General features: G+C 59.1%; 20 protein-coding genes. 15 read left to right on the forward strand and 5 right to left on the reverse strand.

From position 1 onward, the window contains the following. Window positions 1-120 precede the first annotated feature (120 nt). The 10 genes from AAGF34_RS19090 (at window position 121) to AAGF34_RS19135 (ending at window position 11,773) form a co-directional block, all read left to right on the forward strand. Window positions 121-1,260 (forward strand): FIST N-terminal domain-containing protein, encoded by a 1,140-nt coding sequence (locus AAGF34_RS19090; RefSeq protein ID WP_342617287.1) that lies wholly within the window; start codon window positions 121-123, stop codon window positions 1,258-1,260. Window positions 1,261-1,279: 19 nt separating this feature from the next. Next, window positions 1,280-4,399: a PAS domain-containing protein gene (locus AAGF34_RS19095; RefSeq protein ID WP_342617288.1), complete on the forward strand. Its 3,120-nt coding sequence runs from the start codon at window positions 1,280-1,282 to the stop codon at window positions 4,397-4,399. A 65-nt stretch (window positions 4,400-4,464) separates the two neighbouring features. Next, complete coding sequence (locus AAGF34_RS19100; protein ID WP_342617289.1) at window positions 4,465-5,523, forward strand: HD domain-containing phosphohydrolase; 1,059 nt, start codon at window positions 4,465-4,467, stop codon at window positions 5,521-5,523. 76 nt (window positions 5,524-5,599) lie between these two features. Further along, window positions 5,600-7,963 carry a cation-translocating P-type ATPase gene (locus AAGF34_RS19105; RefSeq protein ID WP_342617290.1) on the forward strand — a complete coding sequence of 788 codons (2,364 nt, stop codon included), beginning with the start codon at window positions 5,600-5,602 and terminating at the stop codon, window positions 7,961-7,963. Then, window positions 7,963-8,100 carry a cbb3-type cytochrome oxidase assembly protein CcoS gene (ccoS, locus tag AAGF34_RS19110; RefSeq protein ID WP_342617291.1) on the forward strand — a complete coding sequence of 46 codons (138 nt, stop codon included), beginning with the start codon at window positions 7,963-7,965 and terminating at the stop codon, window positions 8,098-8,100. Before AAGF34_RS19105 ends, ccoS begins: the two co-directional genes overlap by 1 nt. A gap of 130 nt (window positions 8,101-8,230) precedes the next feature. Continuing rightward, window positions 8,231-9,667 carry a cytochrome-c oxidase, cbb3-type subunit I gene (ccoN, locus tag AAGF34_RS19115; RefSeq protein ID WP_342617292.1) on the forward strand — a complete coding sequence of 479 codons (1,437 nt, stop codon included), beginning with the start codon at window positions 8,231-8,233 and terminating at the stop codon, window positions 9,665-9,667. Between the two features lie 13 nt (window positions 9,668-9,680). Next, on the forward strand, window positions 9,681-10,301 hold the full coding sequence (gene ccoO, locus AAGF34_RS19120; RefSeq protein WP_342617293.1) for a cytochrome-c oxidase, cbb3-type subunit II: 621 nt from the start codon (window positions 9,681-9,683) through the stop codon (window positions 10,299-10,301). Between the two features lie 17 nt (window positions 10,302-10,318). Beyond that, window positions 10,319-10,462 carry a cbb3-type cytochrome c oxidase subunit 3 gene (locus AAGF34_RS19125; RefSeq protein ID WP_342617294.1) on the forward strand — a complete coding sequence of 48 codons (144 nt, stop codon included), beginning with the start codon at window positions 10,319-10,321 and terminating at the stop codon, window positions 10,460-10,462. 21 nt (window positions 10,463-10,483) lie between these two features. After that, on the forward strand, window positions 10,484-11,398 hold the full coding sequence (gene ccoP / locus AAGF34_RS19130; protein WP_342617295.1) for a cytochrome-c oxidase, cbb3-type subunit III: 915 nt from the start codon (window positions 10,484-10,486) through the stop codon (window positions 11,396-11,398). Window positions 11,399-11,497: 99 nt separating this feature from the next. After that, complete coding sequence (locus AAGF34_RS19135; protein WP_342617296.1) at window positions 11,498-11,773, forward strand: FixH family protein; 276 nt, start codon at window positions 11,498-11,500, stop codon at window positions 11,771-11,773. A 7-nt stretch (window positions 11,774-11,780) separates the two neighbouring features. Here the strand turns inward: AAGF34_RS19135 and fnr are convergent, their stop codons facing one another. Continuing rightward, window positions 11,781-12,500, reverse strand: a complete 720-nt coding sequence (fnr, locus tag AAGF34_RS19140) for a fumarate/nitrate reduction transcriptional regulator Fnr (protein WP_342621140.1) — start codon at window positions 12,498-12,500, stop codon at window positions 11,781-11,783. A 208-nt stretch (window positions 12,501-12,708) separates the two neighbouring features. Here fnr and hemN point away from each other — a divergent pair, with 208 nt between their 5' ends. From hemN to AAGF34_RS19160, 4 genes are all read left to right on the forward strand, one after another. Continuing rightward, on the forward strand, window positions 12,709-14,103 hold the full coding sequence (gene hemN / locus AAGF34_RS19145; protein ID WP_342617297.1) for an oxygen-independent coproporphyrinogen III oxidase: 1,395 nt from the start codon (window positions 12,709-12,711) through the stop codon (window positions 14,101-14,103). A 9-nt stretch (window positions 14,104-14,112) separates the two neighbouring features. After that, a complete protein-coding gene (locus AAGF34_RS19150) occupies window positions 14,113-14,802 on the forward strand; it encodes a sulfite exporter TauE/SafE family protein (RefSeq protein ID WP_342617298.1) in 690 nt (229 codons plus the stop codon). A gap of 91 nt (window positions 14,803-14,893) precedes the next feature. Next, window positions 14,894-15,898 carry a tRNA dihydrouridine(20/20a) synthase DusA gene (dusA, locus tag AAGF34_RS19155; RefSeq protein ID WP_342617299.1) on the forward strand — a complete coding sequence of 335 codons (1,005 nt, stop codon included), beginning with the start codon at window positions 14,894-14,896 and terminating at the stop codon, window positions 15,896-15,898. An 84-nt stretch (window positions 15,899-15,982) separates the two neighbouring features. Further along, window positions 15,983-16,153, forward strand: a complete 171-nt coding sequence (locus AAGF34_RS19160) for a hypothetical protein (protein WP_342617300.1) — start codon at window positions 15,983-15,985, stop codon at window positions 16,151-16,153. A 13-nt stretch (window positions 16,154-16,166) separates the two neighbouring features. Here AAGF34_RS19160 and AAGF34_RS19165 read toward each other — a convergent pair whose 3' ends face one another. From AAGF34_RS19165 to AAGF34_RS19180, 4 genes are all read right to left on the reverse strand, one after another. Beyond that, window positions 16,167-17,168, reverse strand: coding sequence for an NADP-dependent oxidoreductase (locus AAGF34_RS19165; RefSeq protein ID WP_342617301.1), 1,002 nt, complete (start codon window positions 17,166-17,168; stop codon window positions 16,167-16,169). After that, the gene (locus AAGF34_RS19170) at window positions 17,165-18,022 is read right to left on the reverse strand and encodes an oxidoreductase (RefSeq protein WP_342617302.1); all 858 of its coding nucleotides are present in this window, start codon (window positions 18,020-18,022) and stop codon (window positions 17,165-17,167) included. Before AAGF34_RS19170 ends, AAGF34_RS19165 begins: the two co-directional genes overlap by 4 nt. 107 nt (window positions 18,023-18,129) lie before the next feature. Continuing rightward, entirely contained in the window at window positions 18,130-18,735 is a 606-nt protein-coding gene (locus AAGF34_RS19175; protein WP_342617303.1) for a TetR/AcrR family transcriptional regulator, read from the reverse strand. Between the two features lie 618 nt (window positions 18,736-19,353). Next, window positions 19,354-20,025 (reverse strand): GntR family transcriptional regulator, encoded by a 672-nt coding sequence (locus tag AAGF34_RS19180; protein ID WP_342617304.1) that lies wholly within the window; start codon window positions 20,023-20,025, stop codon window positions 19,354-19,356. Window positions 20,026-20,152: 127 nt separating this feature from the next. Between AAGF34_RS19180 and scpA the strand changes: the two genes are divergently transcribed. Beyond that, window positions 20,153-22,330 (forward strand): methylmalonyl-CoA mutase, encoded by a 2,178-nt coding sequence (scpA, locus tag AAGF34_RS19185; protein WP_342617305.1) that lies wholly within the window; start codon window positions 20,153-20,155, stop codon window positions 22,328-22,330. The last annotated feature ends 13 nt before the right edge of the window (window positions 22,331-22,343 follow it).

Genomic DNA, 22,343 nt, shown 5'->3' on the forward strand with positions numbered 1-22,343 from the left:
CACCGGCCCTTGCGGCATGGCAACAGCTTGCGCTTTTGTCGGTCGGAGTGCCGTGTTTTCGGGCGTATTATTCTCCCGGGAGCCATAAGATTCAAAAACAATCGTATTGGGAGAGCGGCCGTGCGTGTATCTCAGCTAGTTCTCACCCATTCGTGCCCCGAGCCGGCTGTACTGTCGCCACTGGCGTCGATTCAGCCACAGGTTGTTCTGGCGTTTGGCAGTGTTGCCACGCTGCGCGACAGCGCCAGTGTTTTGCGCCAGGTATTTGCACAAGCCCATATTGCCGGCTGCTCCACGGCTGGTGAAATTTCTCAGCGAGGCGTCAGCGACGCAAGCCTGGTGCTGACGGCACTGGCATTTGACAATTGCCATGTGGAGCAGGCCAGCACCGTGTTGGTTGGAATGCAGGACTCCTTCGCTGCAGGACAAAGACTGGCCAGTGGATTGCCTGCGGAAGGATTGCGCGCCATGTTGTTGCTTGGACAAGGCGTGCAGATCAATGGCAGTGCGCTGTTGGCCGGCATCGCTCAGGTGGTCGGGCCGCAGGTTCTCATCACGGGCGGCCTGGCTGGCGATGGCGGGGATTTCAAAGAGACCTGGGTACTGGACGATCAGGGAGTGAGTTGTGACCGCCTTGTGTGTCTGGGGTTCTACGGCTCGGCATTGCGCATATCGCATGGCTCGTTTGGCGGGTGGTCCACGTTTGGCCCGGCGCGCAAGGTCACCCGCAGTGACGGCAATGTCCTGTATGCGCTGGATGGCGAGTCGGCTTTGGAGGTCTACAAGCGCTATCTGGGAGAACATGCCAAAGCACTTCCGGCATCCGGCCTATTGTTTCCTTTTGCCATGCTTGGCAAGGACCACAGTGTGCTGGGCTTGATCCGCACGATTCTGGGCGTCAATGAAAGCGAAGGAAGCCTGACCCTGGCTGGTGACATTGACCCGGACGGTTACCTTAAGTTGATGCATGCCAGCACGGACGGACTGGTGGACGGCGCCGTGGCTGCAGCGGTGGCGGCGCTACCGGATTCACCCCCCGCACGCCCTGGCCTTGCCGTGCTGGTGAGTTGCGTGGGGCGCAAACTGGTGATGGGAGGGAGGGTGGAGGAAGAGGTGGAGGCCGTGGCCGACGTGCTGGGGCCGCAGACCACGCTCAGTGGCTTTTACTCCTACGGAGAAATCAGCCCTTTCAACAAAGAAATGGATTGCAAACTGCACAACCAGACCATGACGATCACCTACTTTTCGGAAGCGGTCTGACGATGATGCGAGAGGAACTATGCACAGGCTGTTAGAGCGGCAAATCCGGCGGGCCCTGGGAGTCGGGCAGGCGCAGTGGGAGTCCGTTCAAGGGGAACTGGTGGGGCTGGCCTCCAGCGGCGGCCTGTCTCCCGAGGCCAGCGCCATATTGCGTGGATTGGCGCCGTTGCTGCTCCTGGTCGATGAAACCTATGCCCAGAACGACCGGGATCTGGAGCTCAAGACGCGCAGCCTGGAGTTGAGCTCTGCCGAGCTGACGCAGTCCAACGCAAAGCTGCGCGAAGAGCTTGCCAGCCGCACCCGTGCGATGGATTCCCTGCGCACCACAGCGCTCGGATTGATGGAGTTCGTCGATCTGGATGACGCAGCCTTCGTGGACGACAACCTGGAAAGCCTCTCGGCTTTGATGAGTGAACTGGTGCGGCAGAAGGAGGAAAGTCAGAAGGATTTGCACGCCGCGCTGACGGATCTGGCGCACCAGAAGTTCGCCCTGGACCAGCATGCCATCGTGAGCATCACGGACGTCAATGGCGTGATCACCTACGCCAATGACAAGTTCTGCCAGATCAGCGGCTATTCGCGGCAGGAAATATTGGGCCAGACGCACCGCCTGATCAATTCCGGGACGCACCACGCTTCCTTTTATGCCAGCATGTGGGCCACCATCTTGGCGGGCAAGGTCTGGCACGGCGAGATCTGCAACCGGGCCAAGTCCGGCAGTCTGTACTGGGTGAACGCGACGCTTGTGCCGCTCAGGGATGACGCCGGCAAGCCCACCTTCTTCATTGCCATTCGCACGGACATTACCGAACGCAAGCAGATGGAGTCCAACATCAAGGCTGCCGAAGCCCGGCTGCGCCGCATCACCAACACGGTGCCCGGCGTCGTGTTTCAGTGGCAGGCCGGCCTGGACTACGACCGGTTCACCTTTGTCAGTCCGCGCGTGAAGCAAGTGCTGGGGCTGGACGTCAAGGCCCTCAGGGAGGACGCGACGTTGATCATGCAGCAGGTACTGGAGGAAGACCGTCCCGCCATTCGCGAAGGCCTGATAGATGCCGTGCGCAACACGGCGCCGTGGAGAGGCGAATACCGGGTGCGCCTGCCGGATGGCTCGGTGCGATGGATGCGCTCCGAAATCAATCCGGACCCCGAGCGCACACCCGACGGTGCTGCCTTGTTTACCGGCATCTGGCAGGACGTTACCGAGCGCAAGGAGGCCGATGCGCGTTTGCGCGAAGTGACCGAGAAGGTGCCCGTGGCCATATTCCAGTACTACCTCGGCCCCAGGGGCTTTTATGTGGTGCCGTTCATGAGCCAGGCCATCAGCGCGATCTGCGGATTGCGTGCGGAAGACGTCATGCAAGACAGTCGTCTGCTGTTGCAGCAAGTGCATCCGGACGATCGCGTCTCCTTCGAGGCCAGCCTCGGGCCTGCCAGTGCGCAGGCGATGGTGCAGCACTTCGACTTTCGTCTGGTGCATCTGCAAACGAATGCAGTGGTTTGGGTGCACGGGGAGGCGCACCCAGGGCAGTTGCCACACGGTGCCTGGGTTTGGAACGGGTACCTGACCGACGTGACGGCATCCAAGGAAATTGCAGTGGAACTGCAGCGCGCCAAGGATCAGGCCGTGGCCGCCAGCCGTGCCAAATCGGACTTCCTGGCGAACATGAGCCATGAGATCCGCACGCCCATGAACGGTGTGCTGGGCATGGCTGAGCTGTTGCAGGACACGGTGCTGGATGCGGAGCAAGGCGAGTATGTGGGCATCATCAAGAGCTCTGCGGATGCCCTGCTGCGGGTCATCAACGATATTCTGGACTTCTCCAAGATCGAGGCGGGCAAGCTGCAGATTGAAAGCATTCCTTTCAATCTGACGCAGACGCTGGACGAAACCATGAAGGCGGTTGCCCTGCGGGCGCGTGACAAAGGCTTGCAGATGCGCTGCGACATTGCGCCGGAATTGCCAAGGCTTGTCGTGGGCGACCCGGGACGGTTGCGCCAGATCCTCATGAATCTGCTAGGCAACGCAATCAAATTCACTGCCGAGGGGGAGGTCGTCACGCGTGTGGAGATGGCCGGTGAAGACCCAGCCGGGTTGATGCTGCATTTCTCGGTGAGTGACTCCGGCATTGGCATCGCTTCAGACAAACTCAAGAGTATTTTCGAAGCCTTCTCCCAGGAAGACAGTTCCACAACGCGACGCTTTGGTGGAACTGGTTTGGGTCTTACCATTTCGGCCCGACTGGTGCAGGCGTTGCACGGACAGATCTGGGTGGAGAGCGAGAGCGGGCGTGGCAGCGTATTCCACTTCACCATTCGCGTAGGTGTCGATCGTGACCGCGTTCAAGGCGCGATACCTACTGCTCCGGCGGTGCTTGCAGGTGCGCAGGCCCACCTGACTGGCAGTCGGGCGCTTCAGGTCCTGCTGGTGGAGGACAACGCGATCAACCAGAGGCTTGCCGTTGCGTTGCTGGAGCGCTGGGGCCACCACGTGCAGGTTGCCAACAACGGCAAGGTGGCTGTGGAGATGATCCAGGCGCACCCCTTCGATGTGGTGCTGATGGACATGCTGATGCCCGTGATGGACGGATTGGAGGCTACAGGTCTTATTCGGGCGCTGCCTGGGCCTGCCGCCCAGGTGCCCATCATTGCCATGACCGCCAATGCCATGGAGTCGGACCGGGAGCGGTGTATTGCCGCTGGCATGAATGACTACATTTCCAAGCCCATCAAGGCGTCTGAATTGCAGGAATTGCTGCAAGGCATGACAGCGGCTTCCGGTATGGCGGCCTCAGCTTTCCGGGAAAGCCAGGCGTTTGATTACGCATCCGGGCTGCGCTCCATGGATCAGGAAATACTGGAAATCGTCGCGCAGGCCTTTCTCGACCAATGGCCCGATGATCTGGCAAAGATTCACGCTGGTCTGAGTTCCGGGGCGATGGACCCGGTACATCACACGGCGCACGCCCTCAAGGCCACCCTGGCTATGTTCGAAGCGCTACCGGCGAGCGAGCTGGCCGCCCGCATGGAGTCCATGGCACGCCAGGGTGACCGGATTGGCGTTCAGGCGCTGGTGGAGCCATTTGAAGGCGAAGTGGCGTTGCTGCAGGCAGCATTGCGCAGCAGCTTGGGGCAATGAGGCAATACGGCGTCGTGATTCGGGCTAAGATGCCCTCAACCAGATACACCTACTGAAAAGCTGCAGTGCAACACGTTTTAATTGTCGATGACACAGAAATCAACCTGATTCTGTTCAGTGCACTGGTTAAGAAGCTCGACGACTGCGAAGCGCATGTGTTTGCGAACTCCCGGCAGGCGCTGGCTTGGACGCAGGACAATGTTCCTGACCTGATCATTGTGGACTACATGATGCCGGAGCTCGACGGGCTGGATTTCATTCGCCTGGTACGCGAGATGCCGGGGCGCAAGCTGGTGCCCATCCTCATGATTACGGCAAACGACCAGAAGCCGATCCGCTACCGCGCGCTGGACCTGGGGGCCAACGATTTCCTCACCAAGCCAATTGACAAGGTGGAGTTTCTGGCGCGTACCCGCAACATGCTGAGTTTGAACCAGGCACGTAAGCACATGGCGGACCATGCGTCCTGGCTGGCAGGCGAAGTGCGCAAAGCCACCAAGGAGATCATGGCCCGGGAGCGGGAAACCGTCTTTCGCCTGTCCAAGGCAGCGGAGTATCGTGACCCTGAAACCGGGGCACACATTCTGCGCATGGCGCACTTTTCGATGTTGATTGCGCGGGAGCTGGGTCTCTCGGAGGAAGACCAGCAGTTGCTGCTGGAGGCGGCTCCCATGCATGACATTGGCAAGGTGGGTATCCCGGACAAGATCCTGCTCAAGCCGGCACGTCTGAATGAGCAGGAGTTTGAGGTCATGAAGCAACACGCCGTGTTTGGCTATGAGTTGCTCAGCGGCAGCAGTTCCAAACTCCTGCAAGCGGGCGCCGACATTGCCCGCGGTCACCATGAGAAATTTGATGGCTCAGGCTATCCGTATGGCCTCAAGGGTGAACAAATCCCTATTTTCAGCCGCATCGTTGCGGTGGCCGATGTGTTCGATGCACTGACCTCCGAGCGCCCGTACAAAAAGGCGTGGGAAGTGCCGGTGGCCGTCGATTTCCTCAAGAAGGGAAGAGGGACCCATTTCGATCCGGCGTGCGTAGATGCCTTTTTGCGCGCCTGGGACGAAGTGGAGAAGGTGCGCAGCAAATATCGGGAAGATCAGCTCATTTCTCTGGATTTGTAGTGTCGAAAGCAGGTTCATTGCTTTCATCTTGATTTGAATCAAGCTACTATCCTCCGCGAACGGCACACTATGCACCATGCCCAGTGCTACGTTGGAACCGATTGCAGCCTTGTCACCCGACCCGCGTACGCCGGTGGGTAGTTCTGCGCCTCTGGTTCCACTGGAGCCCCACAGCCAAGAGTCTCTGCACCTGCTGGATGAGCCGCAGGAGTGGAGTGCATTCAGCAGACCATCTGCCAAATTTCCCGGGTGCTGGGAGTCCAACGTCGTAATTGAAGGCATGCATTGCGCAGCCTGCAGTTTCACCGTGGAAGATGCAATCGCAGCGGTGCCTGGTGTAGTGCAGGTGCAGGTCAGTGCGGCCAGTCACCGTGCCAAGGTGCTGTGGTCGCCACAGGACGTCAAGCCCTCTGCCTGGATGCAGGCGGTGCAGGGGCGTGGCTATCGCGCAATGCCGGGCAACGATGTATTTGCAAGCGAGAGGCGACGCGTGGAAACGCGCAAAGCCCTGTGGCGTTGGCTGGTGGCAGGCCTGTGCATGATGCAGGTGATGATGTACGCCTATCCGGCCTACACCGCCCATCCCGGAGATCTGTCCGGCGAGATGGAGCAGTTGTTGCGCTGGGCTTCCTGGGTTCTCTCTCTGCCGGTCATGCTGTTCTCCTGCGGGCCGTTCTTCGGCAATGCCCTGCGTGACTTGCGTCGCGGCAGCATCAGCATGGATCTTCCCGTGGCGTTGGGCATTGCCATCACGTTTGCAGTCAGCACCTTCGGCACCTTCGAGCCTGCAAGCGTGTTCGGTCGCGAAGTGTATTTCGACTCGCTGACCATGTTTGTGTTCTTTCTGCTTACCGGTCGCTGGCTTGAATTGCGGCTGAGGGACAAGACGGCCGGGTCGCTGGAAGCGCTGATGAATCGCTTGCCGGAAAGCCTGGAGCGCTTGAATGCGCAGGGCGCTTTTGAGCGTGTGGCCGTACGCCGATTGCTGGTGGGCGACCTAGTGCGCGTGCACCCAGGTGAAGCCTTTGCGGCCGATGGAGTGGTGGAGCAGGGTGAAACCCTGGTGGATGAAGCCTTGCTGACGGGTGAATCGCATGCATTGCAGCGCGGTCCGGGATCGCAGGTGGTCGCCGGAAGCCACAACCTGAGCAGTACGGTGCAGGTGCGGGTGCAGGCGCTGGGTCAGGACACCCGGTTTGGTCAGATTGTGGACTTGATGCAAAGTGCGTCAACCACCAAACCGCGTACCGCTCAACTGGCCGACCGCATGGCCAAGCCTTTTCTCGTCGGTGTGCTGCTGGCTGCTGTACTGGCCTGTCTGTGGTGGTGGCAGACCGACCCCGAACGCGCCCTCATGGTGGCTGTGTCGGTGCTGGTGGTGACTTGCCCCTGCGCACTGTCGCTGGCGACGCCGGCTGCCATGTTGGCCGCAGCCGGCAATATGGCCAGGAGCGGCGTGCTCGTGCGCAACTTGCAGGCGTTGGAGGCGCTTTCCGAAGTGGACACCGTGGTCTTCGACAAGACGGGCACGTTGACACGGGATACCTTGGCCTTGGCATATGTACAGACCCGCGCAGGAGTTTCCACCGCTCAGGCGGTTCAAATGGCCTCTGCGCTTGCGAAGCATTCATTGCACCCGGTTTCCAGGGCGCTTGTGGAGGCCAGTCTGCGGGACGTCTATAGCGCGACAGGCTGGTCCAGCGAAGGTGTTACCGAGCGGGCTGGGCAGGGCGTGGAAGGAATCGCGACCCTGGTTTCGGGCAATGCCGTCGAGCCTCTGAGCCTGCGTCTGGGGTCTGCCGCATTTTGCGGCGTCGCTTCCGAAGCGGCAGACTCGCCGCGCGTTTATTTGGCTGATCAACGGGGCTGGCTGGCAACATTCGAGGTCCGCGAGGAGTTGCGCGGTGAAGCGGCTGCAGCCATTGCCGCATTGCACTCGGCAGGTTTGCAGGTCCATTTGCTGTCCGGTGACTCGGAAGACTCGGTGCGCAGTGTGGCGTCCGAAGTTGGTATCGCGCACGCACGGGGCGGCTGTTCGCCAGCAGACAAGTTGGCAGCATTGCGTGCCATGCAGTCTGAAGGTCACCACGTGCTGATGGTGGGTGACGGTCTGAATGATGGCCCCGTGTTGGCAGGTGCGCACGTGTCATTTGCATTTGGCAAGGCAGTGCCGCTGGCGCAGGCACAATCGGACTTTGTCGTTCTGGGGGATCAGCTGATGTCGGTAGTGCATTCGGTCCTGCTGGCGCGCAAGACATTGTCGGTGGTGCGTCAGAACCTGATTTGGGCACTGCTATACAACGCGGCCTGCGTACCCTTGGCCATTGCCGGTTTGCTTCCAGCCTGGCTTGCCGGTCTGGGCATGGCGTGCAGCTCTTTGGTAGTCGTTGCCAATGCATTGCGACTCTCCCGTGTGGAGAGTCTGCACAAAGGAATCTAATGGACATTCTTTATTTATTGATCCCGCTCTCAGTGGTGCTGGTGTTTTTCATCCTGGGGGGGCTCTGGTGGGCGATTGATCGCGGCCAGTTTGAAGACATCGAGCGCGAAGGTGAGCGGATCCTGAAAGATTCGTGAAAGTATCCAGGTCGTTTCACAGGTATTCTCAGAAATTAGCAATGTTTCTTGTAGGGCTTTGATTTTGGTCAACCCCCTTTACGTCCCTTAACAAGAAACTCGGCACAGCGTTTTTATAGAAGAGGTAACTATGGCATTTGCAAATCAGAAAGCCGAGCTATACAACGATACAGTTGTAAGGCAGTTCGCCGTCATGACGGTGGTTTGGGGGGTCGTGGGTATGCTGGTTGGCGTCATCATCGCCGCCCAACTGGCATGGCCCGAGCTCAATCTGGGGATCCCCTGGCTCACGTATGGGCGGCTGCGTCCGTTGCACACCAATGCGGTGATTTTCGCTTTTGGCGGTTGCGGTCTTTTCGCAACCTGCTACTACGTGGTGCAGCGCACTTGCCAGGTTCGTATCTTCAGCGACAAACTGGCCGCTTTCACTTTCTGGGGATGGCAACTGGTCATTCTGCTGGCCGCCATCTCTTTGCCGCTTGGCTACACCGCCGGCAAGGAATACGCCGAGCTGGAGTGGCCCATCGACATCCTGATCACCGTGGTCTGGGTGGCGTTTGCCGTAGTCTTCTTCGGCACGGTGGGTACCCGCAAGGTGCGCCATATCTACGTGGCCAACTGGTTCTACGGTGCCTTCATTCTGGCTGTGGCGATTCTGCACTTGGTCAACAGTGCGGAAATCCCGGTCGGCCCCATGAAGTCCTACTCGGCCTATGCCGGTGTGCAGGACGCCATGGTGCAATGGTGGTACGGCCACAATGCGGTGGGCTTCTTCCTGACAGCAGGCTTCCTGGGCATGATGTACTACTTCATTCCCAAGCAAGCTGGTCGTCCGGTCTACTCTTACCGTCTGTCCATCGTCCACTTCTGGGCGCTGATCTTCACGTACATGTGGGCGGGTCCTCACCACCTGCACTACACCGCTCTGCCTGACTGGACCCAGTCCGTCGGTATGGTGTTCTCTCTGATTCTGCTGGCTCCCAGCTGGGGCGGCATGATCAACGGCATCATGACTTTGTCCGGCGCATGGCACAAACTGCGTGACGACCCGATCCTGCGCTTCCTGATCGTGTCCCTGTCCTTCTACGGCATGTCGACCTTCGAAGGTCCGATGATGTCCATCAAGACCGTCAACGCCCTGAGCCACTACACCGACTGGACCGTGGGCCACGTGCACTCCGGTGCTCTGGGCTGGGTGGGTCTGGTGACCATGGGTTCCATGTACTACCTGATTCCGAAGCTGTTCGGTCAGAAGCAGATGTACAGCGCCAAGGCTGTTGAAGTGCACTTCTGGACTGCCACCATCGGTATCGTGATCTACATCGCTGCGATGTGGATTGCCGGTGTGATGCAAGGTCTGATGTGGCGTGCCATCAACCCCGACGGCACCCTGACCTACACCTTCGTGGAAGCTGTGAAGGCAACCTATCCCTTCTACGTTCTGCGTCTGCTGGGTGGTCTGCTGTACCTGACCGGTATGGTGATCATGCTGTGGAACACCCTGATGACTGCTACCAAGGGCCGCGCCGTGAGCGTTGAAGTGCCTACCGCTGTGGCTCACGCTTGAAGGAAATAGAAACATGTCCAATAACACTTCCGGCCTGTCTCACGAAAAGATCGAGACAAGCAACTTTTTGATGATCGTGCTGATCCTGATCGTTCTGCTGTTTGGTGGTCTTGTGGAAATTGTTCCCCTGTTCTTCCAGAAGTCGACGACAGAGCCGCTCAAGGGCGTTCAGCCCTACACCGCACTGCAACTGGCTGGCCGCGACATTTACACCCGTGAAGGTTGCTACAACTGCCACTCGCAGATGATTCGTCCCTTCCGCGCAGAAACCCTGCGCTACGGACACTACTCGGTGGCCGGCGAGTCGGTGTACGACCACCCCTTCCAATGGGGTAGCAAGCGCACTGGTCCTGACCTGGCTCGCGTAGGTGCCAAGTACAGCGATGAATGGCATCGCATTCACCTGACCAATCCGCGCGACGTGGTTCCCGAGTCCAACATGCCTGCCTACCCCTGGCTGGCCAAGAACCTGGTAGATGCTGAAGTGATGCCTGCGCACATGGCTGGTTTGCGCAAGGTTGGTGTGCCTTATACCGATGAGCAAATTGCCAAGTCGGTTGAGGAAGTCAAGGGCAAGACCGAGCTGGAAGCCGTGATTGCCTATCTGCAGTCCCTGGGACTGGCGCTGCGCTGAAAACGCTGGAGACCGACATGGATTTTGATATCAACACCCTGCGTGCCTTGGCAACTCTGGTCAGCTTTGTCACGTTCATTGGAATTGTGTGGTGGGCTTGGTCCAAGCGTCGCTCCAACGACTTTTCTGAAGCAGCCAATTTGCCCTTTCAGCAAGACTGATCTACCCCAATAGGATTCATCATGAGTGACTTTGTAAGTAATTTTTGGTCCGTGTATGTGGCTGGCATTACTATTTTTTCCATAGCGGCCTGCGTGTTGCTGCTGTGGTTCAGTGGTAAAGCCAAGGCAATGACCTCCCACGACAACACCACCGGACACGTGTGGGACGGCGACCTGCGTGAAATGAACAACCCCCTGCCACGCTGGTGGGTGGGCCTGTTCGTCATCACCATCATCTTTGCAGCCGTGTACCTTTCTCTGTACCCCGGTCTGGGCAGCTCTCCTGGCAGCTCCGGCTGGACGTCGCATGGACAGTATGACGCCGAGGTTGCCAAGGGCAATGCCGAAGTGGCGCCTATCTACGCCAAGTTCATGGCCATGAAGGTGGAGGACGTTGCCAAGGATCCCCAGGCACATGCCATTGGTGAACGTCTGTTCATGAACAACTGCTCGCAGTGCCATGGCTCCGATGCGCGTGGCGGCAAGGGCTTCCCCAACCTGACTGACAATGACTGGCTCCATGGTGGCACACCCGAGAAAATCGTGGAAACCATCACCAAGGGCCGTGTTGGCAACATGCCTTCGATGGCAGCCGCAGTGGGCACTTCTGACGACGTCAAGAATGTTGCCAACTATGTGCTGAGCCTGTCTGGCAGCCCGCACGACTCCGTGCGTGCCAACCTGGGCAAGGAAAAGTTCGGTGTGTGCGCTGCATGCCACGGCCCAGACGGTAAGGGTATGCAAGCGGTGGGCTCTGCCAACCTGACCGACAACATCTGGTTGCACGGTTTTGGTGAGCAGGCCATCATCAACATGATCACCAACGGCAAGACCAACATCATGCCCGCTCAGGAAAATAAGCTCAGTCCTGAGCAGATCCATGTTGTGGCTTCTTATGTCTGGGGTCTGTCCAACCTGGGCACTGCTCAGCAGTAAGTCGACTCAGTAGCAGCTTCTACCCTGGCAGTGTTTCGAGTCCTGACTCGAAGTCCTGCCGGGGTTTTCTCTTTCAAGTATTGAATGCAAGGAACCGATATGAGTCAGCTCGCCAATGCACCAGAAGCCAAACCATGGTGGAAGTTCGGTCACGTATGGATGGTTGTGGCAGGTCCTGCCATCGTTGTTGTGGCAAGTTTTATCACGCTGTACCTGGCCATCAGCCGACCAGATCCTGTAACGGATGAAAACTACTACCAGAAGGGACTGGAAATCAACAAGACGCTAGGTGGTACACCGTCCAGTGCCGCACCTGCGATGGCTGCAAGGAATCACGCAGCTACTGGCGTCCCCAAGCCTGTGGACGCCCCCTGAACGCTACTTAGCTGCAAACCTTCGGGTTGACGATTTCACGCAGCGCGTCCGTGTTCAGAATGCGGACGTGGCGTTGTTTGACCTCGACGATGTTTTCTTCGACGAACTTGGAGAAGGTGCGGCTGACCGTCTCCAGCTTGAGGCCCAGGTAGCTGCCAATTTCTTCACGCGTCATGCGCAGGACCAGCTCCGATTGAGAGAATCCGCGAGCGTGCAGACGCTGCACCAGGTTGAGCAGGAACGCCGCCAGGCGTTCTTCAGCGCGCATGCTTCCGAGCAGAAGCATCACGCCATTTTCGCGCACGATTTCCCGGCTCAAAATTTTGTGCACGTGGCGCTGCAGCGCTGAAACCTCGCGCGACAGCTCTTCAATCTTTTCAAAAGGCATGACGCACACTTCTGCGTCTTCCAGTGCTACGGCGTCGCAGGTGTGGTGCTCCTGGACGATGCCGTCCAGGCCAACAATTTCGCCTGCCATCTGAAAACCCGTCACTTGGTCGCGGCCATCTTCGGAGGCAACGCAGGTCTTGAAGAAACCTGTGCGGATCGCATACAGGCTGGTGAATCTCTCGCCATTGCGAAACAGTGTGGCGCCGCGCTTGACTTTGCGGCGACTGCCCACCACTTCGTCAATACGCTCCAATTCGGAAGGGGTCAGCCCCAGGGGCATACACAGTTCACGCAGATTGCAGTTGGAACAAGCGACCTTGATGCCGTGGGCACTCATTTCAACCACGTTGCCCGCCGGCCTGATGGAAATCGCGGGATGGGCTTCATCCGGTAGATATGCGTTCATGTGTTCTTCCTTATCTCACCTGATCCAAATCAATTATGAACCTAAATTTCGAAATGTCATGTATTCGAGACCTTGATTCACATCAAACTATCTGTTTGCATCTTCAGGCACATTGTCGGGGATATGTCCTGGAGTACCTATGAATTCTGTCGTATCCCCCGTCACCGAAGACTTGCTGCGCCAATACGACGTTTCCGGCCCGCGCTACACCTCGTATCCTACCGCCGACCGCTTCGTTGAGGCCTTCAATGCAGAAGATTATTCTCAGGCACTGACACAACGCCGCAGCGGGCCTGCTGCTTTGGCATTGCCGCTTTCGCTTTACATACATATCCCATTCTGCGAGTCGCTGTGCTACTACTGCGCATGCAACAAGATCATCACCAAGCACCACGAAAAGGCTGCCGAATACCTGACTTACCTGGAAAAAGAGGTGGCTTTGCATACCCAGCTGATTGGAACTGCACAGTCCGTAAGCCAGTTGCACCTGGGCGGAGGCAGCCCCACCTTTCTGAGCGACGATGAGCTTCGTGCCGTCATGGCGATGCTCAAGCGCAATTTCACCTTTGTCCCTGGTGGGGAATACTCCATTGAAATAGATCCCCGCACCATCGATGCCGAGCGGCTGGATACCCTGGCCGAGCTGGGCTTCAACCGCCTGAGCTTCGGCGTGCAGGATTTTGACCCGGCGGTCCAGAAGGCCGTGCACCGTGTGCAGCCAGCCGAGCAGGTCTTCTCCTTGGTGGCAGATGCGCGCAGCCGTGGGTTTGAATCCATCAATGTAGATCTCATCTACGGCCTGCCCAAGCAAAGCCCTGAGTCGATTGAGCGGACCATTGCCCAGATCATCGAGCTGCGTCCGGATCGCATCGCTTTGTACGCCTACGCCCATCTGCCGGAACGCTTCAAACCGCAGCGCCGCATCAACATTGCCGAGATACCGAGCGGCGGCTCCAAGATTTCCATGCTGTCACGTTCCATGGCCGCACTGATGGAGGCCGGCTACGTCTATGTGGGCATGGACCATTTCGCCTTGCCGGACGACGCGCTGGCCGTGGCTAAGCGCCAGGGACGTTTGCATCGCAACTTCCAGGGCTACAGCACGCAGCCCGATTGCGATCTGATCGCCCTGGGTGTTTCGAGCATTGGGCGAATCGGCGCTACCTACAGCCAGAATGCCAAGACGCTGGAAGAGTATTACGACGCCCTGGACCAGGGGCGCTTTCCCATTGTCCGCGGGTTGGCCTTGACCCGGGACGATCTGGTGCGTCGAGCCGTCATCATGGCGCTTATGTGCCAGGGGCAGGTTCAATATGAATCGATTGAGCTGGCCTACCTGATCGAGTTCAACAGCTACTTTGCCAAGGAGTTGGAAGTCCTGCGTACGCTGGTGGACCAAGGTTTGGTGGTGCTGGAGGAAAGTGCGATCCAGGTCACCGCCAAGGGCTGGTTCTTCGTGCGTGCCGTGGCCATGGTGTTTGACCGCTACCTGCAAACTGACCGTACCCGCGCCAAGTTCTCCAAGATCATTTAGCATCGAAGAATGCAATTTTCCTTGGGCGCCACGGCGCTGTTGATGGGGCTTGCCGGCGGCCCCCATTGCGTCGCCATGTGTGGCGCCGCCTGCGCCGGCATTGGTCAGGCGGCCGGAGCCCGCAAGAACCCGGCAATATTGAGCTTTCAACTCGGGCGCATCGTGGGTTACTCCGCTTTGGGTGCCTTGGCTGCCGCCAGCATGCAGGGGCTGGGCTGGATGACCATCCAATCCGCGGCTCTGCGACCGGTCTGGAGCATGTTCCATGTGGCCGCCATGTTGCTTGGACTGGTGCTGCTGATCCGCGCCCAACAACCCATCTGGCTGGAGTCTGCTGGGCGGCGCATCTGGGCGCGCGCCAAGGCTTTGGGCGCCGGAGCGGGCGGTGCACCGCTGCTGCTGGGAACGTTGTGGGCCTTGTTGCCCTGCGGGTTGCTGTATTCCGCCTTGCTGGTTGCCGCCATGGCTGGCGGTCCGTTGGATGGCGCTCTGGTCATGGCGCTGTTTGCATTGGGTACCAGTGTCACCATGACTGCCGCACCTTGGCTCTGGCTCAAGCTGCGTGGCAGCGGTCGAATGGGGGGCAGCAGTGGTGCTTGGGGCGTTCGGTTGGCTGGATTGGCTTTGGCGGTCAGTTCCGGTTGGGCCTTGTGGATGGGCCTGATGCATAACACGGCGCCCTGGTGCGTCAACCCCTGATCGCCGGTGCCGAGCCCTTAGCCGAGGCCGGAAATGCCAGCCATGGTCTAATTTAGCCCCTTGGCACCACCCCCATTTTTCTGGTTTTGAATTGAAAACCGCCTATTCCCCTCATCGTCTCAGCGTTGCACCCATGCTCGACTGGACGGACAAGCATTGCCGCTACTTTCACCGGCTCATGACCCGCCACGCCCGCCTGTACACCGAGATGGTGACCACCGGCGCCTTGCTGCATGGCGATGTGCCGCGCCATCTGGACTACAACGCGGAAGAGCATTCTGTCGCCTTGCAACTGGGGGGCAGCGATGCCGCAGATTTGGCAGCTTGCGCCAAATTGGGCGAGCAGTGGGGCTATGACGAAATCAATCTGAATTGCGGCTGCCCATCGGAGCGGGTGCAGCGCGGTGCCTTTGGTGCCTGTCTGATGAACGAAGCATCCCTGGTGGCCGACTGCGTCAAGGCCATGCAAGACGTGGTGGACGTGCCGGTGACCGTCAAGCACCGCATCGGCATCGATCGCACGGAGAGCTATGACTTTGTGCGGGACTTTGTGGGTACGCTTTCGGATGCCGGTTGCAAGGTGTTCATCGTGCACGCGCGCAACGCCTGGCTCAAGGGCCTGTCCCCGAAGGAAAACCGGGAGGTTCCGCCTTTGCGTTACGACGTGGTGTACCAACTCAAGAAAGACTTCCCGGCGCTCACCATTTCCATCAATGGCGGTATTCAAATCACCACACAGGTTGCGGAACAACTCGCACATGTGGACGGCGTCATGCTGGGCCGTGAGGCCTATCACAACCCCTGGTGGCTCGCGAGTTGGGATCACGCCTTTTTTGGTGATCCTCAATCCGGCTTGACGCGGGGAGAGGTCGAAGAACACATGGTGGCCTACATGGAGCGCGAAGCCGCGCAACATGGCACCTCCTGGTACACCATCGCCCGCCACATGCTGGGCCTGCGCCACGGCTTACCCGGTGCTCGCAAATGGCGGCAGGCCTGGAGTGACCATCGCCACAAGGGTCTGTCTGCGCGGGAAGTTCTGAAAATTGCCCGGCAGGGCGTGCGCGCTGACCTGACGGAAGATGCTGCCGCTTAGCTGCATAAGCGACAGCATCTGAATTTGTCGGTGCCCCGCGAGTAGCATGGCGCGAAGATCGCAGCCCAGGTGGAAGGCCTGGGCGTGGGTTGGCTGCCGTTGGAAAAAGTGCGCCAACTTTTAAAGAAGGGCACGCCGGTGGCGCTGCCTACAGAAGACCCGCGCGAACCGAATCTGCTGTTTGTCGGCTGGCATTCGCATCGTGCCGGGCCCAGCCTTGAAAAAAACATTGTGGCGCCAACAGTCCTATCCTGATGCTGAACCGGATTTACCTGAGCTTGATGACAACCTTGCCCTTTGCGCGGCCTGCCTCGACGTAGGCCACGGCGGCATTGGTTTCTGCGAAAGGGAACAACCGATCCACAACCGGGCGTATGGCCCCAGCCTCGATGATTCGGGTGATCTCACGTAGTTGGCTTCCGTTTGCCTTCATGAAGAGGAACGCGTAGTCGATACCGAGGCTCTTCGCTTTGCGCCGGACGCCCGAACTCAGCATCCGCAAGACCAATCGGACGAACCCGGGGGCTTTGATTTCCTGGCCGAATGCGGGATCAGGCGGCCCGGATATGGAGATGAGTTTTCCACCGGGCTTGAGCACACGCAGAGACTTCAGCAGCGTCTTGTTGTCCTGACTGTTCAGCACCACGTCGTAGTCACGCAGGGCATCCTCAAAGTCTTGAGTCTTGTAGTCGACCGCGACGTCTGCGCCCAGACCCTTGACGAGGGCGACATTGCCCGTGCTCGTCGTGGTCGCAACCGTGGCGCCCAGATGCTTGGCCAACTGGATGGCAAAAGTCCCCACGCCACCTGAGCCTGCCTGGATAAAGACCTTCTGCCCCTTCTTTAGCTTGGCTTTTTCCACCAGTGCCTGCCAGGCCGTCAGACCCACCAGGGGGATGGAAGCGGCTTCCTCCATCGTCAGGCCCTTGGGTTTCAACGCCAGGGACGTCTCTTTGACGGGCACAAATTCCGCAAACGTGCCGATCCGAAAATCATCCGTCCGCGCATACACTTCGTCGCCCAATTTGAACTGTTGCACGCGCGGACCGACCTGCACAACCACTCCTGCCACGTCGTGGCCAAGGACCAGCGGCAGGCGATAGGGCAGGATGAGCTTGAACTCACCGCTCTTGATCTTGCTGTCCAACAGATTCACACCAGCGGCATGTACCTCAACCAGGACCTCGTCATCGCGCAGCTCCGGTATTGGCAAATCCGCCAGGCGCAACGCCCCCTTTTTTCCATAGCGATCAACGGTGAATGCTTTCATGGTGTTTGCCCCGCATGTGCGACGTCGAGCCGCAAATCTTTCCGAATTCCGGCATCCACCATGCCCGCAGGTGCAAATCTGCGCAGCAGCCGCAAGCGGCTTGCGAGCCCGCCTGCGGTGTAGCGGAGCTTCGGGTGAGCGGCATTGGCTGCCTTCAGAACTACCTCGGCCACGACACCCGGAAGATCCGCCGTGGCCATTACTTCCTTCACGCGCTCGCCCACGGCGGCGCGAACTTCGCCGTATGCGTCGAGCTTGGCATCGGGTTCCAGGAAGTTCGCATCGAAGGGCGTCTTGGTGTACGCAGGCTCGATCACCGAGACCCGGATGCCCCGCGTGCGCAGCTCATGGTCCAGCGACTCGGAATAGCCTTCGATCGCATGCTTTGTTGCGGCATACAGTGCGCCGTAAGGCATTGGCAGAAAACCCAGGACCGAGCCGATGTTGATGATGCGTCCCGCGCCCTGCGCGCGCATATGCGGCAGCACAGCGCGCGTCATCCGCACGATCCCGAAAAAATTCGTGTCAAAAATTGACTTGGTTTGCGCAATAGAGCTTTCCTCTGCGCCCGCAGGCGCAACTCCGAAGCCCGCGTTGTTGACGAGCAAATCGATGCGTCCCTCTCGCTGTATCAGCGTCTGCACGGCGGCTTCGACGGACTCATCGCTGGTCACGTCGAGCGACAGCATCTCGAACGTCTTCCCGGCAACTTTGCCGCCGCGGCGGCTCGTGCCATAGACCTTATAGCCAGCCTTCGCCAGCAGCTCTGCAGTGGCCTGTCCGATGCCCGATGAGGCACCCGTTACGAGGGCAATCTTGCCCCCATTCCTTTGCTCGTTGCTGTTTGTGTTCATCATGTTTCTCCTTCAGTGGTGGGTGGAATCAGTAGTTTCGTATGACAGTCGTAATATTAAAATTCGAACGAATAGGCAGGATGTACGTGCGACATTCAAAAGTGGGTTTAGTGAGCGATGTGGGTCAGGTGCTTGCGTGAGGCGTCAAGCAGGCTTTCAGCCAGATCCGGCTCATCGACTGCGCGCGCCAACAGCAGGGCGCCGACCATGGTGGAGATCGTGACAAGGGCCCGTTCGTGGGCGCCAGGCTGCCCCCAGTCTGGCGACTGGCGGGCGAGCAGGTCAACCATTTCCTTGATATGCCGCGTTGCGACCCTGCGCACTTCGGGCACCTGACGCGCCGTTTCAGAACCCACGGCCGCCAGCGGACAGCCTATCTCTGCATTGTCCAGGTGCGCTTTGGAGAGGTAGACGTTCAGAATGGTTTCCAGCGCCTTTTTGGGCGGCACATTCGCCACTGCATCCGCAGAGGCGGCCGCAGACTCTGCACACGCCCGCCCTGCAGCCTCGGCCAGCATGGCTTCGCGGGACGCAAAGTGGGCATAAAAGGCGCCATGCGTCAGGCCCGCTTCTTTCATGATGTCGGCAACACCCGTACCGTCATAGCCGCTTCGGCGTATCGCCCGCGCGGCCACCGACACGATGCGCTCGTGGGAGGCTTCCTTGGCTGCTGCTCTGGTGTTGGGATTTCTATTTCGCATGATCTGTATCATACAAGAAATTGAGTTCGTGCAACCGAGTGAGTTGGGGAATGCTCTTACACCCGCGAAATGCCTTTGCAGATCAAAGCGCGTTAACCGAAGGCAGCAGGCCCGCTAGGTGTTTGCGCCCCAGCAAATGCCCAACCCGGCGGGGAATGATGATGGCCCATTTTTCAGCATAGGCCGTGAACTGGTCTTTCTTGAGCGGGTCGATTTCGTAGCGAATTGAAACAGGTGATGGTCATGACGGCTCCTCTGGCTGGTGATCGGAGGGGTCTCAAGGATGAATGCGAGGAATGCTTTGGTGGGTGACGAAATGATGGATGAGGCTGTTGGCGGAACTGCGCTGGTGAAGTGCAGTGAACGGCGGGTGGTGCCGACAAAGAAACAAAAGAGCGAGGCAGAGGATACTGCCGATCATGCCGGTACGCCCTAACAAGGCAGTCTTCTCGTTCGAGCCCAGTTTTGGAGAGCGGTGTGGGTCGAATTTCTGTCTAAAGCGTTAATCACACCTGCGGTCAAAGATCGCAAGTACCGAGACTCCAAATTGTCAATCAGTACCGCCGCTGATGAGCAGTTCTACCGGAATACACAACTTTGCAAGAGGGGGAGAAATTGGCGCTTACCGAATTACTCCGCCGCCTCCAACCCATTGGCAAAATGCTCCCGCATCCGCTGCTGCGTGAGGGTTGCGTCCCGCGCCAGCAGCGCGGCCACGATGGCTTGGTGTTCGGCCAGTGACTCGGCGATGCGGCCGGTCTTGAGCAGGGAGTTGTGGCGGTTGAGCTTCATGACCTTGCGCAGGTCGGCCACCATCTGGTCGCGCCAGCGGTTGTTGGCGATGGCCAGCAGGCGCATGTGAAACTGTTCGTTCAGTGCGAAGAACTGGTCGGTGTTGGCCTTGCCGGGTTTGGCGGCAGCTTCCAGCGCCTTGTGCAGCTTTTGCAGTTCGGCCAGCTCGGCGTCGGTGGCTTTGGTGGCAACCACGCCCGCCGCGTCGCTCTCCAGCAGGCTGAGCAGGTGGTAGACGTCGGCGAGGTCGTTCTTGGAAACTTCGGTCACATAGGCGCCGCGGCGCACCTTCATGGTCACCAGGCCTTCTGCGGCCAATACTTTCAGCGCCTCGCGCAGCGGGGTACGGCTGATGCCGTATTCGTCGGCGATTTTTAGTTCATCAATCCAGTTGCCAGGCTCCAGCTCGCGTTTGAAAATGCGCTGGCGAAGCAGCTCGGCCACTTCTTCATACAGCGGGCGGGGCGCGAGCGATTTGTTGGCGAGGGAGGCAGAGGAGGCGGCTGGCATGGGCGTGGATTGTAAGCCAAAACACATATTTTGAATTTATAATTATGAATAATGTAAACTCCCAGCAGCCCTCCGGGCCACCCAGGATTTGTCCTGGCGGCCTGACCCATTGACCACGATGACCGCCATGACTGACAAAAACCCCGAATTCAAGACCGCCACGCTGGACGCCTGGGCCAAAGCCGCCGCCAAGTCCGCGCCCGGCGGCAATGTGGACGCTTTGAACTGGATCACGCCCGACGGGATTGCGGTCAAGCCCTTGTACACAGCGGCTGACACGGCGGACTTGAAGCACGCCGACACGCTGCCCGGTTTTGAGCCTTATTTGCGTGGACCGCAGGCCACCATGTACGCGGTGCGGCCCTGGACCATCCGCCAGTACGCAGGTTTTTCGACGGCCGAGGAGAGCAATGCCTTCTACAGAAAGGCACTGGCGGCAGGTGGTCAGGGCGTGAGCGTGGCTTTCGACCTGGCCACCCATCGTGGCTATGACTCGGACCATCCGCGCGTGACCGGTGACGTCGGCAAGGCCGGTGTGGCGATCGACTCGGTAGAAGACATGAAGATCCTGTTCAACGAAATTCCGTTGGACAAGGTATCGGTCTCCATGACCATGAACGGCGCCGTGTTGCCGGTGCTGGCCGGCTATGTGGTAGCCGCTGAAGAGCAAGGCGTCTCGCAGGACAAGCTTTCCGGAACGATTCAGAACGACATTCTGAAAGAGTTCATGGTGCGCAACACCTACATCTACCCGCCGGCACCGAGCATGCGCATCATCGGCGACATCATTGGCTACACCGCCAAGAACATGCCCAAGTTCAACTCGATTTCCATTTCGGGTTACCACATGCAGGAAGCCGGTGCCAACCAGGCGTTGGAACTGGCATTCACCCTGGCCGACGGCAAGGAATATGTGAAGACGGCTATCGCGTCCGGTCTGGATGTGGATGAGTTTGCAGGGCGTTTGTCCTTCTTCTGGGCCATTGGCATGAACTTCTATCTGGAAGTGGCCAAGATGCGCGCAGCCCGCCTGCTGTGGTGCCGCATCATGAAGGGTTTCGATGCCAAGAACCCCAAGAGCCTGATGCTACGCACGCACTGCCAGACATCCGGTTGGTCGCTCACCGAGCAGGACCCCTACAACAACGTGGTGCGTACCACCATCGAAGCCATGGCAGCGGTGTTTGGCGGAACCCAATCCCTGCATACCAACAGCTTTGACGAAGCCATCGCGCTGCCCACCGAGTTCAGCGCGCGCATTGCCCGCAACACCCAGCTCATCATCCAGGAAGAGACCCACATCACCAATGTGATCGACCCCTGGGCCGGCAGCTACATGATGGAGAAGCTGACCCAGGACATGGCCGATGCCGCGTGGAAGATCATCGAAGAAGTGGAGGCCATGGGCGGCATGACCAAGGCCGTGGACTCCGGCTGGGCCAAGCTCAAGATCGAAGCCGCTGCTGCCGACAAGCAGGCGCGCATTGACTCCGGCCGCGACGTGATCGTGGGCGTGAACAAGTACAAACTCAAGACCGAAGACACCATCGAGGCGCGCGACATCGACAACGTGGCAGTGCGCGATGGCCAGATTGCTCGCCTGCAAAGCATCCGCGCCAGCCGCGACAGCGCCAAGGTGCAGCAAGCACTGGCCGCGTTGACGCAAGCCGCGGAGAGCAATACCGGCAATCTGCTCGACCTCTCCATCCAGGCCATTCGCCTGCGGGCCACCGTTGGTGAGGTGAGCGATGCGCTGGAAAAAGCCTTTGGCCGCCACCGCGCCGACACGCAAAAGGTGACGGGGGTGTATGCAGCGGCGTACGATAGCACCCAAGGGGACACCATGGAATTCTGGGACCAACTCAAGACCGACATTGCCGCCTTCGCAGAAGAGCAGGGCCGTCGTCCCCGCGTGATGATCAGCAAGCTGGGTCAGGACGGTCACGACCGCGGCGCCAAGGTGGTGGCTACCGCCTTTGCCGACCTGGGCTTTGATGTGGACATGGGCCCGCTGTTTCAGACGCCCGAAGAATGCGCACGCCAGGCCATCGAGAACGATGTACATGCGGTTGGCGTCTCCACGCTGGCAGCGGGCCACAAGACGCTGGTGCCGGCCATCATTGCCGAACTCAAGAAACAGGGCGCGGATGACATCATCGTGTTTGTAGGCGGTGTGATTCCGCGCCAGGACTACGACTTCCTGTACCAAGCCGGCGTCAAGGGCATCTATGGCCCAGGTACGCCCATCCCTGCCAGCGCACGTGACGTGCTCGACAACATCAAGAAGGCCTTGGCAACCGCCTGAGCGGCGAACCCGA

This window comes from Rhodoferax sp. GW822-FHT02A01, from assembly GCF_038784515.1.
GTDB lineage: Bacteria > Pseudomonadota > Gammaproteobacteria > Burkholderiales > Burkholderiaceae_C > Allorhodoferax.

What these genes read in the sequence shown, in the direction of transcription:
- AAGF34_RS19170 (WP_342617302.1), bottom strand. Translation starts at nt 18,022, where the DNA reads ATGAACACAAACAGCAACGAGCAAAGGAATGGGGGCAAGATTGCCCTC.
- scpA (WP_342617305.1), top strand. Translation starts at nt 20,153, where the DNA reads ATGACTGACAAAAACCCCGAATTCAAGACCGCCACGCTGGACGCCTGG.
- AAGF34_RS19165 (WP_342617301.1), bottom strand. Translation starts at nt 17,168, where the DNA reads ATGAAAGCATTCACCGTTGATCGCTATGGAAAAAAGGGGGCGTTGCGC.
- fnr (WP_342621140.1), bottom strand. Translation starts at nt 12,500, where the DNA reads ATGAGTGCCCACGGCATCAAGGTCGCTTGTTCCAACTGCAATCTGCGT.
- AAGF34_RS19125 (WP_342617294.1), top strand. Translation starts at nt 10,319, where the DNA reads ATGGATTTTGATATCAACACCCTGCGTGCCTTGGCAACTCTGGTCAGC.
- ccoN (WP_342617292.1), top strand. Translation starts at nt 8,231, where the DNA reads ATGGCATTTGCAAATCAGAAAGCCGAGCTATACAACGATACAGTTGTA.
- ccoO (WP_342617293.1), top strand. Translation starts at nt 9,681, where the DNA reads ATGTCCAATAACACTTCCGGCCTGTCTCACGAAAAGATCGAGACAAGC.
- AAGF34_RS19150 (WP_342617298.1), top strand. Translation starts at nt 14,113, where the DNA reads ATGCAATTTTCCTTGGGCGCCACGGCGCTGTTGATGGGGCTTGCCGGC.
- AAGF34_RS19180 (WP_342617304.1), bottom strand. Translation starts at nt 20,025, where the DNA reads ATGCCAGCCGCCTCCTCTGCCTCCCTCGCCAACAAATCGCTCGCGCCC.
- AAGF34_RS19135 (WP_342617296.1), top strand. Translation starts at nt 11,498, where the DNA reads ATGAGTCAGCTCGCCAATGCACCAGAAGCCAAACCATGGTGGAAGTTC.
- AAGF34_RS19105 (WP_342617290.1), top strand. Translation starts at nt 5,600, where the DNA reads ATGCCCAGTGCTACGTTGGAACCGATTGCAGCCTTGTCACCCGACCCG.
- hemN (WP_342617297.1), top strand. Translation starts at nt 12,709, where the DNA reads ATGAATTCTGTCGTATCCCCCGTCACCGAAGACTTGCTGCGCCAATAC.
- ccoP (WP_342617295.1), top strand. Translation starts at nt 10,484, where the DNA reads ATGAGTGACTTTGTAAGTAATTTTTGGTCCGTGTATGTGGCTGGCATT.
- AAGF34_RS19175 (WP_342617303.1), bottom strand. Translation starts at nt 18,735, where the DNA reads ATGATACAGATCATGCGAAATAGAAATCCCAACACCAGAGCAGCAGCC.
- AAGF34_RS19095 (WP_342617288.1), top strand. Translation starts at nt 1,280, where the DNA reads ATGCACAGGCTGTTAGAGCGGCAAATCCGGCGGGCCCTGGGAGTCGGG.
- ccoS (WP_342617291.1), top strand. Translation starts at nt 7,963, where the DNA reads ATGGACATTCTTTATTTATTGATCCCGCTCTCAGTGGTGCTGGTGTTT.